18 protein-coding genes are annotated in these 12,818 nt (G+C 24.2%); 17 read left to right on the top strand and 1 reads right to left on the bottom strand.

The genetic code is table 4. The features are described 5' to 3' along the window. Positions 1-182 precede the first annotated feature (182 nt). From ACZ91P_RS09525 to ACZ91P_RS09605, 17 genes are all read left to right on the top strand, one after another. Positions 183-833 (top strand): hypothetical protein, encoded by a 651-nt coding sequence (locus tag ACZ91P_RS09525; RefSeq protein WP_465155434.1) that lies wholly within the window; start codon positions 183-185, stop codon positions 831-833. A gap of 425 nt (positions 834-1,258) precedes the next feature. After that, the gene (locus ACZ91P_RS09530; protein WP_465155436.1) at positions 1,259-1,930 is read left to right on the top strand and encodes a hypothetical protein; all 672 of its coding nucleotides are present in this window, start codon (positions 1,259-1,261) and stop codon (positions 1,928-1,930) included. A 1,022-nt stretch (positions 1,931-2,952) separates the two neighbouring features. Further along, entirely contained in the window at positions 2,953-3,117 is a 165-nt protein-coding gene (locus ACZ91P_RS09535) for a hypothetical protein (protein ID WP_465155438.1), read from the top strand. After that, complete coding sequence (locus ACZ91P_RS09540; RefSeq protein WP_465155440.1) at positions 3,072-3,431, top strand: hypothetical protein; 360 nt, start codon at positions 3,072-3,074, stop codon at positions 3,429-3,431. Before ACZ91P_RS09535 ends, ACZ91P_RS09540 begins: the two co-directional genes overlap by 46 nt. 111 nt (positions 3,432-3,542) lie before the next feature. Beyond that, positions 3,543-3,803: a hypothetical protein gene (locus tag ACZ91P_RS09545; RefSeq protein ID WP_338989308.1), complete on the top strand. Its 261-nt coding sequence runs from the start codon at positions 3,543-3,545 to the stop codon at positions 3,801-3,803. Next, the gene (locus tag ACZ91P_RS09550; protein ID WP_465155442.1) at positions 3,803-4,201 is read left to right on the top strand and encodes a hypothetical protein; all 399 of its coding nucleotides are present in this window, start codon (positions 3,803-3,805) and stop codon (positions 4,199-4,201) included. Before ACZ91P_RS09545 ends, ACZ91P_RS09550 begins: the two co-directional genes overlap by 1 nt. A gap of 11 nt (positions 4,202-4,212) precedes the next feature. Then, positions 4,213-4,335 (top strand): hypothetical protein, encoded by a 123-nt coding sequence (locus ACZ91P_RS09555; protein ID WP_465155444.1) that lies wholly within the window; start codon positions 4,213-4,215, stop codon positions 4,333-4,335. Between the two features lie 352 nt (positions 4,336-4,687). Beyond that, entirely contained in the window at positions 4,688-5,914 is a 1,227-nt protein-coding gene (locus ACZ91P_RS09560) for a hypothetical protein (protein ID WP_465155446.1), read from the top strand. 98 nt (positions 5,915-6,012) lie between these two features. Then, positions 6,013-7,548 (top strand): hypothetical protein, encoded by a 1,536-nt coding sequence (locus ACZ91P_RS09565; protein WP_465155448.1) that lies wholly within the window; start codon positions 6,013-6,015, stop codon positions 7,546-7,548. A 12-nt stretch (positions 7,549-7,560) separates the two neighbouring features. Continuing rightward, positions 7,561-8,019, top strand: coding sequence for a hypothetical protein (locus ACZ91P_RS09570; protein ID WP_465155450.1), 459 nt, complete (start codon positions 7,561-7,563; stop codon positions 8,017-8,019). Continuing rightward, positions 7,983-8,168 (top strand): hypothetical protein, encoded by a 186-nt coding sequence (locus ACZ91P_RS09575; protein WP_465155452.1) that lies wholly within the window; start codon positions 7,983-7,985, stop codon positions 8,166-8,168. Before ACZ91P_RS09570 ends, ACZ91P_RS09575 begins: the two co-directional genes overlap by 37 nt. Further along, positions 8,168-8,404: a hypothetical protein gene (locus tag ACZ91P_RS09580; RefSeq protein ID WP_465155454.1), complete on the top strand. Its 237-nt coding sequence runs from the start codon at positions 8,168-8,170 to the stop codon at positions 8,402-8,404. The genes ACZ91P_RS09575 and ACZ91P_RS09580 overlap by 1 nt, the downstream gene beginning before the upstream one ends. Positions 8,405-8,529: 125 nt before the next feature. Beyond that, on the top strand, positions 8,530-8,688 hold the full coding sequence (locus ACZ91P_RS09585) for a hypothetical protein (protein WP_465155457.1): 159 nt from the start codon (positions 8,530-8,532) through the stop codon (positions 8,686-8,688). A gap of 123 nt (positions 8,689-8,811) precedes the next feature. After that, positions 8,812-9,024, top strand: a complete 213-nt coding sequence (locus tag ACZ91P_RS09590) for a hypothetical protein (protein WP_465155459.1) — start codon at positions 8,812-8,814, stop codon at positions 9,022-9,024. A gap of 79 nt (positions 9,025-9,103) precedes the next feature. After that, positions 9,104-10,357 carry a hypothetical protein gene (locus ACZ91P_RS09595; RefSeq protein WP_465155462.1) on the top strand — a complete coding sequence of 418 codons (1,254 nt, stop codon included), beginning with the start codon at positions 9,104-9,106 and terminating at the stop codon, positions 10,355-10,357. Continuing rightward, positions 10,357-10,929: a hypothetical protein gene (locus ACZ91P_RS09600; RefSeq protein ID WP_465155465.1), complete on the top strand. Its 573-nt coding sequence runs from the start codon at positions 10,357-10,359 to the stop codon at positions 10,927-10,929. The genes ACZ91P_RS09595 and ACZ91P_RS09600 overlap by 1 nt, the downstream gene beginning before the upstream one ends. A 299-nt stretch (positions 10,930-11,228) precedes the next feature. Further along, a complete protein-coding gene (locus ACZ91P_RS09605) occupies positions 11,229-12,095 on the top strand; it encodes a hypothetical protein (protein WP_465155467.1) in 867 nt (288 codons plus the stop codon). 98 nt (positions 12,096-12,193) lie between these two features. On the opposite strand, the gene ACZ91P_RS09610 is transcribed toward ACZ91P_RS09605, so the two are convergent. After that, positions 12,194-12,565 (bottom strand): hypothetical protein, encoded by a 372-nt coding sequence (locus ACZ91P_RS09610; protein WP_465155469.1) that lies wholly within the window; start codon positions 12,563-12,565, stop codon positions 12,194-12,196. Positions 12,566-12,818: the final 253 nt, after the last annotated feature.

The raw sequence follows: 12,818 nt of genomic DNA on the forward strand, positions 1-12,818 counted from the left end.
TCAAGTAATTTTTCACAAACTTATGAAAATCCCGCAAGCCCAGATTTAGTACAATATAATCAAAATAATAACCATTATAATTCATCTCCTTTCTAAAATATATTTAAAAGCGCTTATATATAAAAAAATGTCAATAGATCTTGATAAAAAGTTTCAATATTAAGAAAAGGAGAAAAACAAGTATGAAAAAATTACTTAGTTTATTAAGTGTATTAACTATTGGTGGAAGTGCTACAACAACAATTGCCACTAGTCATTACAAAAAAGAAAAATTAAGTGTTGATAATATTAATTATTCACAAAAAATTAATTTAAAAAAAATAATTAGAAATAAAGGAGAAAATGATAAAAAACTAAATGATTTATTAAAAACTTGATTTTTAGGTATTTTAAATAAAAATGATAAAGAAACAATTTTAAATAAAATTTGTGAATTAAATAAAAAAATACAAAAAAGAAATATAAAGATTACTAATATTTCAGAAATTAGTGCAAGAGTTATATGGAATAATAATGAAAATTCTGATGATTATATGTGAGTTGGTTTTCAACTTGCTTCTTCTGTTGGTACTAAAATAGTTGGAAATTCAAGATTTTTTGATAATTCAAATATCGAACAAGTTGATAATAGTGGAATAACAACTCAGAAAAATAAAAAAATACAAAGACCAAAAATAGCACTACCAACTCCGCCAACTAAAACAAAAGAACCTTTATATGCAACAGTTTTACCTAAAAGTCAAAGAAATATTAAAAGTAATGTTGCCCCCAAAGCCACCAAGAAATTTAAACAATCTTTTATTAAATACAAATTTAGGTGAATTACAAGATAATTTATCAGATACTATTTTAAATCGTTTTATTGAATTAAATGTTAATATAAATAGAAATCAAATTTCAATTTCAAATATAACAACTACATCAGCAATAATAATACCTAATCAAAATTCTAGATATATAGGAAATTTAGAAGTTTTCTTTACTTTAAATTATAAAGATAAAAAAATTTAATTAAAATTAGTGATAATGAAAAAGATAATGATTCAAATTCAAATAACAATCAAAAAATAAAAGATATTATTAATAAATTTAATAATTTATCAAAACAATCTAAACAAAAAAATTAAATGAAATCAATCAAAATTATCAATCATTACCCAAAAATGAACAAAAAGCATTTAAAGATAAATTAAGAGATGTTGGTTTAGGACTTACCTCTACTGGAATTTCTGGTGCTGGAATTTTAGGTATTTAAAAAATGACCGGAATATCACCAATAAAAGGCTTATCAATCACTCGTACTGTTGTTTCATCAGAAACGGGGGAAGCAGTAGAAATGACCCCACTTTTATCAGAAAGTACTGTAGCAGAAGGTTTAACAGCGGCTGAAACTTTATCAGTTGCAGAAGAATCCGCAGTTGTCGTCACTGAAGGGGCAGTTATTGGAACAGAAGCTGGTGCTGCGGCAGTATTAGCTCCCGAAACTTTAGGTTTATCATTAATAATTGGGGGATTAGTAATTGCAGGAACTGCTATTTTTTGATGAATTAATTCTAATTATACAATAGTTAAACATGAATCACATAATCAATATAATGAAATTGAAAAATACTATAAATTTTTAGCTCATGATCAACTAAAATTAGATATTAATATCAATGAATGAAATAAAATTAAACAAATTTATCAAGAAAATGCAAATAATTATCAACAATTTAAAAATAAAATCAAATCAAAAATTAGTAATTTTCATAAAGAAGATCATAGCGGCTGAGGCGGATCAATTACTGATAATGATATTAATACTTTAATCAATATTCTTTACAATCATTTTCAAGAAATAAATAATCATTTTTTATTTAATCATAATCATGGTTGAAAAATTATTTCAAATACTGTGGGCAGTTATTTTATAATTGAAGAAGAATAAAAATATGAAAAAAATATTAACTTTTTTAGGTAGTCGGAAAAAAGTTGAGGTTTTATAAAAATTATAAATAAAGTAATTAAATACAAATTAAAGTAATCGCTTATTAGAGCGATTTTTTTATTTGCATTATTCATCAGATAGTATCTTTAAAATTAAAAATTAACCTATTTTTTCCCTACAAATTAGTTAATTTTTATAATTTCCTTTCTGTGATTTATTATATTTTTTCGGTTTAACAACTAATAATATCATTTTTAATAAAGATACTATCTGATGAATAATGCAATCTAAAACTTAATATTTTTTGATGCTTAAAGATGGATAACTCATCTATGGCACGAAGCCTTAAAGAAAGTGTGAAAGCGATTGGATTTACTACTCCTATTTATTTCTTTAATTCTCGGCAAGATTAATCACTTGCGAAATGTCAGAGCATGTTTTTTTTGGCTTGTTTTCATAAAAAAGTGCTGTTAAACCGAAAAAAACAATATCGGACACTAAAAAACAAGAGGGTTGGAACTCCAAAAGGTTATTTTCTTTATATAAAGTTGTGTAGGGATGGATGAAGCGTAATTAATAACTGGGTAAACTGTTTTTTGTTTATTTCCGTATGGGAGTAAACTCTATCAAAATATCCTATCCGCCCCCTCTCACTCCCCAAAGTGAAGCGGGCGGCGAAGTAATTAAATACTAAAATAAATTATTTACTAAATATCAAAATATTAACCAATAAAGGAATATTATGTTTTTTTACAGAAGGAAAAATATTTGATGAAAAAATGAAATAAAAAAATTAAAAATAAATTACAAGAATTAATGATACGAGCTTATCCAGTAACGGTAAATGATATTAATGATGAAATTTGAGCAACAAATAAAAAGAATTAAGGAGTATAGATAAAATGACAGAATATAAAAGCAAATATATTAATAAAACTTGAAATGAAATAACAACATAATTTTATTGAGTTAATTGTCAACCTATTAATTGTCGTATTTCACATCATAAAAAGCATTATGATTTGCAATGTTTAGAATGAGCCAAAATGTACTTAAATTTATTTAAAAACAAGTGAGATCTTATTGTTTCATATATGCAATATTATAAAATTAACGATATTTTAGATTTAGCATCCGATGTATGAAAAATATTACAAATTGACAAAAAAATAAAACAAATAAATTAAAATATATTATTGCAATTGACCCTGCTGGAGTTGGTCAAACTGGTATTATTATTTATAATGTTTTGCAAAAGAAAATAATTAATAATATTACTTTTAATTCTAAAAATGAAGAAGAAGCAATAAATAATATGTATTTAATATTAAATGAGTTTAAAAATAAAATTTGTTCTTATTTAAATAAAGTTATTGTAATAATTGAAGATTATCAACTTAATAAAGGTTTAAAAATAAAAAATCCATTATCTACTCCTAAATTCATTGGTGGTTTAAAAGTTTTATGTAAATATCTATTTAATTTAAAATATGTTTTATAATCGCCAGTTGTTAAAAAAAATATATTTATAAAAGAAATATTAAAATGTCAGAGCACGAATTAGATGCTTGAAAACATTTACAATATTTTTTAAAAAAGGAAGTGATAAATAATGACTATAACAGAATCAATTAAATTTAACAAAATTAAAGAAGAAAATGAAACACTTAAAAAAGAACTTGCTGAAAAAGATAAAGAAATATCTAAATTAAAACAAGATGTGGCAGATTTAGAATGTAATCAATATACTTTAGAAGCAAAACAATTATATAAAGAAGATTTTTACAAAAATCCATATTCAACAGGTTCTATCGATTGAATATTAGTTGACAGTTCAAAATATGACAAATTATCTAATAAGGATGTTAAATAATGTCTCAAACAAAAAGTAATTTACTTAAAAATTCTAATAACTGTAAACCTAAAATAAAAAATAAAAAAGTTAATAAGTTAGAATTAACTGTTAGATTACATGAAAATCCTATTAAAACAAAAATTAAGGCTCTTGTTGCTGGTGGTGTTGAAGTTGATGCTTGTTCGGCTAAATGTCAGTGAGAAGGATTAAATTACTCAACATTATCAATATATAACCCATCTGTTTTAACTGAGTTTTTGAAATTAAAAAAAGATGATGAGATAAAAATTAAAGGCTCAGTATTTAATCAGTTAAATATAAAAACTAAGCGCTATTTTTTGTCTTTTAGAGTAAATAGTTTTGAAATTATACAAAAAGCGATTAGAAAAAGAATAAATACAAATATTAAAAAATAGGAGGAAAAACAATGGCATTAAAAAATGTAAAATATGTTCTTATTGATGAAAATAGTGAACCTATTAAAAATGAAGATGGTAGTTTAGATATTAAAACTGCTGAAATTATTTTAGAAAATACTGCTGAAGTTTAAGAATTTAATGCAAGTAATTTAGAAAATAATAATCAGCAAATCAACGAACTACAAACAAAAAATACTGAATTAACTTCACAAATTGAACAACAAACAATTCAATTAAAACAAATTGAAATAATTGACTTTATTAATTCTTTAACTGATAATGAAGAATTTAAAAATGTTTTATTAAAGTCTTATGATATTACTGATGATATTGAAATCATTAAAGCACAATTGCAAAGTGTTTATTATGAATTAATTAAGGTACAAACAGTTAATACTGGGGCGTACCAAAAGTAGAAAACAAAGAAAACAATATTTTAGATACAGACAATGTATTTAATAAATAGAAAGAAGAAAGTAAATTATGGCACAAAACCCACAAAAAATTTTCGGAGATATTGTTAACCAAGCAACAGTTAATGATAGAGAAACATTTGAACAATGATATTTACAAACTTATCAACAAAAATTTAGTTGAGAAGCTTTATTTGCGTGAAAAGAAGCAAATAAATTTGGTTTAACATATAAAAGAAAGAAAAATATTAAATATAATGAAGGTTTGGGAGCAAACGGTCAAGTATTTAATACTGATGATAACCTACTAAAATATTCAACAGTGGAATTTGAAGATGGAATTGTTGAATTAGATACAATTTTAACTTTTGCTCGTAAATTAGATCCCATAGAAAGTGATTTTAATCATAATCTTTGAGCAGCTGATATTGAACAAGCAATGGATACTGAAGTTGCTTATAAATCTAATAAAATTTTAGAAATTATTAATAAAGGAACAGTTACAACTATTCAAGGCAAAAAAGCAGATGATACAAATGCTTTACAAATTCATGATGAAATTATGGATAAAATATATGAAAACGGCTTTACTCCATCAGAAACAATTGTTTTAGGTTCGGCTGATTTTATTCGTGGAATTCGTAATAAATTACAGTTACAACTTGGAGCAAACGACCAAATAAATAGTGTAATCACAACAAGTGGAGCAATGAAAACTGTTAAAGGAACAACATACTATATGGTTCCTAAAAAATCACCAATTATTAATAAAGATGGTTCAGAAGGAACAATTGAATTATTACCAAATGGAGTTAATGCAATTGCCTTTAAGTTTAGCAAAAAATATGACCCTCTTATTTTACGCAAAAAAGACCATACTCCGTTAAGAGTTGGTGCTGCTGCCTTAGGTACTGGAATGGGTAATACTTTGATTATGGAAAGAGTTTTATATTTAGGTGGAGCAGTAGTTGAACCTAAGGGAATTATTAAACATATTGTTGCAAAAATTGATATTAGTAAAATTAATAAAATAGATAAACCAACTATACATGTTACAGACCCAACAAAAGCAACAGCCGAACAGTTAAAACCACAATTTAAAGATGTTGTTTTAAAAGCAGTAAAAGCAGTAAATAGTTCTTTAACTGAAAGTGATTTTGATTACTTTATTGAAAGTAAAGGTGAAGACTGACCAATTAATATTACAAATGATAAAACAGTTGCAGTTCAAATTGAAGGTAAAAACAACGCTACTGGTCAAACAAATCCGATTGATGTTAAAATTAAAAATTCTTAATAGTACTAAAAAATAGTACTTTTTCGTTTGATAAATGATATGCCAATTGGAACATCTAAAACAACCCTTATTTATACTGTTAAAAAAATCCAACTAGATTGTCAATCCAACAACAAGAAAAAAGTTTTGGTTTACAGTTATTAGAATTTTTAGGAATTCAAGTTTTAGCTCTTGGTTTATCAGTTTTAACTGGTGGTATTGCTTCGGCTGTTGGTCTTGGTGCGGGATTATCTAATTTTGCCGCAGCATTTATCTCCTTTGGAGTAGAAACAGCAACCGATTTTGCCGTAAATCAAATATATGATAAATTAACATCAGAAGTAACAGCAAAAAGTACCGCCTTAAATTTGTTACCAGCAATTGGTGGAATTGATAAATTAACGCGTGCTGTTCGAACAACTAGAATTTTAAAATTAGCAAAAGAAACTAAACTACTTGAAAAATTAGGTGTAATAACTGCTAATAATTTAGAAGATGTTGTAAGGCAAGTTATAGATAAAAAGATTTTATCTTCTAAATTAATATTTGATTTTACAAAGCAGGCTAATAATGAAACTTTATTATATACAATTGGAAAATTAGCCCGAAATGATTTTTATAAAGGTTTTAAAGTTTCTAATTTAAAAACAATTAATAATTTATTAAAAATTGAGAAAAATATTCAAAAAATAAGTCCTAAATTAGTTCAAAAAATACCACGCGTGAATGAAAAAAATGCTAATAAATGATTGTCTGAATATGGATTAAATATTGATAAAATAAGTAAAATTAATACTAATGAGTGATATAACATTATGACTAATCTTCATAAAAAAGGTGTTGGTAAAAATCTACTATTAAATGCTAATTTAATGAGGGGCAGTAAAATATATAATAATAAATTATTAAATATTTTTCATCAAACACCAATTAAATTAAATAAAATTTTAAATCATTTAAACCCAAATTTTTATATTCAAAAAGTAACTAAAAAATTATTAGCCCCTATTGAAAAACAAATAATTACTATTAAACAAAAAGTAATTAGTAAAATTACTGATAAAACTAAAAAAATATTATCTAAATTTGAAACTAAGGCTATTAAAAAAGGTCAATTATTACCTTTTGCTTATGGTTCTGATCTTTTTTTAGCAGTTAAAATTGTTCCTTTATCAGTTGCGGGTGAAGTTGCTTTAACAATATATTATAAAAATTCTAAATATGTCCCTATTGTCGTTATGACAACTTTAATCAAAGCAGAACAGTTTGTTTTGGCTCCTGAATCGTTTAAATTCTATATAAACAGTGAGTGGTTTATTGGTTGGGGATTTAAAAAAACAAGTTTGTTTAATTTAGTTTCTATTGCCCCACTTGCTTATCAGCAAGTAGTAAAAGATAGTTTTAAAATATATAGGACAATTGCTAAGATATTAAAAATGCAAGAACAATTTAAAAATAACTTTAATAAAGATAAATTGTTAAATACGCTAGAAGATAGTGCAATTACTAGTTTATTGGGTAATGGACTAGTATTTCAAGCATATAAACAACTCAGAACAAAACAAGATTTAAACAAAACAATTAAAACAAAAACACTATCAAGTAGTAAAAAGTTTATCTTAAATAAAATCAAATCAAAAAGAAATAAATGATAAGGAGATGATTAAATGTTAAATGAATTATGAGAAAATGTTACTTTGGAAAATTATAATAATTTTATTCCAATGACAGGTAAAATTACAAAAGTTCCAGTTCGTTATAATAAGTTCTTTAAAGGTGATGTAGAATTATGATTTAAAACATTTGCTTTAAGAGCCCAAAATATTATTAATTCTTACTTAAACTATCCATTTTCAAAGCTAAAATTTGAAACATTTAAAGACCCATTATTAAAGAAAATTTGTATTAATATGGTGTTTATTACGATTGAACATTGAACATTTAATCGCATTCTAATTGAATTTTTTACTTCGGCAAATATGAGTGTTGGTGATATTAATTATTCTTCACAAAATGACCCTATGGCAACATGACAAGGTCTATTGCCTAGCTATGCAAAATCATTGGCTAATCTAACAACTTTTAAAAAATGTTTCGTACTTTTCAAAAAGAAGGTATTGATTTAACAATGATAGATTTAGAAGCATATTATACCCAATTTGAAGTTGATGTTTTAATAGAAAAAGAAAAAACTAAGATTGATAATAAAAGTATTATTAAAAATAATAATGGAGAAATTGCGGTTTCAGATTTAAAAAAAATAAAATTACTTTAATGCTAAATGTTAGTAAGCGTAATAATGCTGATTTTAGTGCTGAAACTGGTGAATTAAAAATATGAGACCCAAGCTTCCAAAATAATGACCAAGTTGCAGATTTTAGTGTTGTTAAAACAAACAAAACGCCCGGACTAGAAGCAACAGATAACACATTACCAACTACTAAATACATTAATGAACATTATGCTTTAAAAAAAGTATTGAGCAGTGAAAAGAAGTTGGAGAAAGAGTAAACAAAAAAGTAATTAAATATAAATTTATTTTAGGGAAAAAATATAAAGTTCATTTTATTTGAGAACGACCAACCGCAGATTTTGTTATAATAACTTGTTTTGAATGTAAAAATAATGGTGGTGGTTTGCAAACTATTTCAACTAGTTTGGCCTTGGGAAAAGGCGGGGCAACAAGAATTGGTTTTTTAAATGTAGATAATTCTTCTAATAATCATAAAGTAGTAATTTCAATGAGGGGTCATGAATATTCGCCAACAATTCTAAAATTAGAAGAGTTACAATAAATTAACGAAGATAATTATGTTTAATAAAAATATTACAATTAAAAATAATAATGAATTAATTACAAATTAATGCTAATTTATTAAAATAAAAAAATAATTTAGAAAGAAAGTAGAGTGTTATAAATGAATTTAAAAGATTATAAATCAGAAATTTTATTATTAATTCGTAAAATATTTATTTGGGGATTAGGGGCAATTTTAATAATAAGTGCAATTGTGTTATTTTTTTGCAAAGCATTTAAAGTAATTGAAATTTCATGACCAGAATATTTTTATATTGGTTTATCATTACTTATTAGTGGTGTTTTAGTCTATTTAATTGATAAAATTTTTTAATTTTTTAAGAAAGATAAAAAACAAGATAGTATTGAAGATGTTATTAAAAAAGAAGAAACAAAATAAAGAGGTGTTATAAATGGGATTGTTACCAGCCAAAAAGAAATTTAAAAAAGAATATGATATTGATAGTTATTATCTTAATTTAGCATCAACAATTACTAATCGTAAAAATGTTACTGTTCAAAAACATAATGAGATTTTAGAAAAAAGAATTTGTGAAGATAATGCTAATTTTTTAAATCCACGAGATTTAGAAATTAGCATTTATAATCCTATTACTAATCAACAAATAAACTCTAAATTAATTAATATCTTTTTAAAAATGCAAGACTTTACTAATAAGAATTGATATAACGAATATAAAATTAATAAAAATGGTAAGGGTGCATATTTTATTTTTGCTAATAATTCAAAACTTAATTTTATTACTATTGATTTTTACAATAACCAGTATGATGAATTAGGTAATTTAGTATCTTGCACTTTTGATTATGACCCTTATATTAAAAATGACCAGAGTATTTTTATTACTGAAAAATTAGAGATTGATTCTGTAACTAAACAAGTAAAAGTTATTAGAAAGTTAAAAACACGATTATATAGTACTATTACCGACTTATATATTGATGATGTTAAATGAAATAACTATACAACTTTACAAAGGGAAGAAATATTGCCACTTAATTTTATTCCAATTGAAATAATTCCTAATAACCCTAATTTTGAACCTTCTGCTCGCTATGGTAAGCAATTTGCTAGTATTTTAGATATTATTGCTGAAAAGATAATGTTAGACCCATTGTTAAATAGTGGTAAATTTACCATTAATACTAATGGAGTTACTGGTGTGGTTGACCAAGAAATTAGTAAAATGCTGGCATCATTTATTGAAAATGACTTGTTATTAGTTGAAGGAGACCCTGATAGTAATTTTCAACCAGTAGACTATATTGCTGGTAATTTTAAAGGTGAACAATTAACCAAAATATATGATTGATTATTAACTAATTACTATAAAATAAATCGCCATCATGTTCCCGCAATCGCCAAGGGAGCCCAACAAATGCAAGCAGAAGTTGCTGGTGTAAATATTCAAACAAATGCATCATACGAACAAATTATATACATTAGAGAGATTAAATTAACTGAATTTATTATTAAGTTAATTAAATATGATAATGCTGTTTTAAATAGTAGAACATTCAATATTAAAAATATTGATGAGTTAATTGTTGATGTTCGCTTACCAGTAAATGCTATTTTAAACAGACAATTAAAAAACAACGAAACTATTATCAATATTCCTAATGAAGAAGGAGAACAAGAATAATGTTAAAACCATCTGAAAAAATGTTAGCAAAATTAGCAGAAAATGATGAACCAATTGATTATTCAATTGATAGTATTCCGTTAGATTTTGCTATTCAATCACAGTATAGCGACCTTGATTTAGAACAATTATTTAGTGAAGACCGTGCTAGAACCCTTTATATTTATAAAATTAATAATCTTGTTAAGACAAAGCAAAAACCAATCTTAAACTACTCTCAAAATAGCGTTAAAATAGGTTTTATTGACAAAGATGAATATATTAAAATAACTGGTTATGAAATTAGTGATTTTAATTTTAAATTACAAATTCAACAAAATACCACAGTCCAAGATAATAGCACAAGTTATGTAATGATTGATGAAAAAGATATTTTAATTAATGATATTTCAAAAAAAGACAAAAAATTTTTAAAATCCTATGACTTAAAAATAGTATCTATTAATGAACCAATTACCGAAGACAACAAAAATGAATGTTATATCATTGAAGAATACAAACGCCCTTATTCACCTGATGGTGTTGATATTATTAAATCTACTCATTTAGTTAAAATAACTGACTTTAAATAAAAAAATCAAAATAGTATTCATTTAGAATTTCTAGTGGAAAAATAAATTTTGCTGGAACTAGTACAACATTTTCTTCAGAAGCCCCAAAACCAAACTGACCAGAAGGTAATCAAATAACTATAAAAGATAATGATTATGTTCAAGTAGCAAATTATTCATTAGGTATTGGTATTGGTACTCGTGATGTTGCAAAATGAGTATCAACAATTGGAAATAATAATGATAATAATTATGGTAATGTTGTTTTAGAATTTAAACAAGCACCTGTAAAAGGTAATTTAGCAGATGTATTGAAAAAAATGCTAACTTATAGATATAATTATGATAGAAAATTTGAAGGTGCTAAATATGATGAAAAAGGAAATCCTATAAATAAAATTGCTGAATTACGCCAAAAATTTGAAGGACAAAAACCAGAAAATGTTATTGATGGTTTATATGATAGGGCAGTAAAAAGATTTAAACAAATTGTATACATGTTGTCAAATTATGTATATAGTAATATGGCAGTAAATAAAGGTTATAATGATGATATTAAATTAATTGCTCCGTATTATTTTGAACTAGTTTCAATACCAAATGAATCAGAAAAAGATTACTGAATATTTGAAGATTGCAGAGTTAAATTAAAATCATCATATTTTAATTTTTCTGATTTAAAAAATATTAATATAGAAAATATAAAATTAAATAATTTAAAAAATATAAATAATAATACTTGAGAAAATAAAGTTTATCAATTAGAAACAAATTTTTTTAATTGATTATCAATAAGAAACGAATTAGAAACAAATAATATTCCTTCACTTATTCCGACAGAAATTAAACTATCAGATGGAAAATATGGCAAATACTTAACTAAGTTAATTATTTCTAATAATAAATTAGAAATATGTTTAGAAAAACTATTTGATTTTCATAAAGAAAGCATTATATATTCAAAATTAGAATGATTAAATTTAATTAATAATTTTGTTCAAAATAATATTAAAATACTTTTTTCACAAAATATTAATTTTTTAAGCAAAATTGAAATATCAGGAATATGAGGTTATGGAGATTATAATATTACAATTTTTACTGAAAAAGAACAAATTAATATTAATAATTTAGAATTATTTAATAAAAACAATGAAAAATTATCATTAGTTACAATAGAAATGTAAAAAAAGTCATTTATTAAAATGACTTTTTTAATTTATGAAATAATCATCAGGATATTTTCTATCTCATTCTTTTGAATAAACATCTGAATTTCATGTATCTATATTAAAACTATATAAATTCATTTTTTTTCAAATTTATTGAAAAATCCTCCTAAGGCAATAGAATATAATTTATCAGTATAACTTCCTTCAACAATTGGATTGTTTGTACAATAAAGTTTTATTGTATATTTTTGTAAATTTTTATTATCTTTTGTTTTGTATCTTATTTTCATTTTTCCAATTTTTTCACCTTTATTACAAACTATTGTAGTATTATCTCTTTCAAAAAAAGTTCTATATTTTTTGTCTTTTTCATGAGTAATTGCAGTAAGTGTAACTAATACAATTATGCATAAAATGAAAATAGTAGATAATATTATATATATTGATATTATTTTATGTTTTTTAACTAATTTCAACAACTTCATAATAATTATCCTTTCAATATTATTTAAAGTTTTTAATCAATCTGGGCTCGCGGTGATTTCCATAAGTTTTGCGAAAAATGCCTTAAAGTTTAAAAAAACTTTTGCCGTGCTTTTCAAAATACTTGGGAAAAATTATAAGCGTTAAGCGAAGAATTTTATAAAGGTTCCCAAATTTATTTGAAAGAATCTCAAAATCTTTTTTAACTTATAAATTATTTTATCACAAAAATTTAAGAAAATCAACCGCTCGCCC

The sequence above is a fragment of the Spiroplasma endosymbiont of Halictus nicosiae genome, from assembly GCF_978018445.1.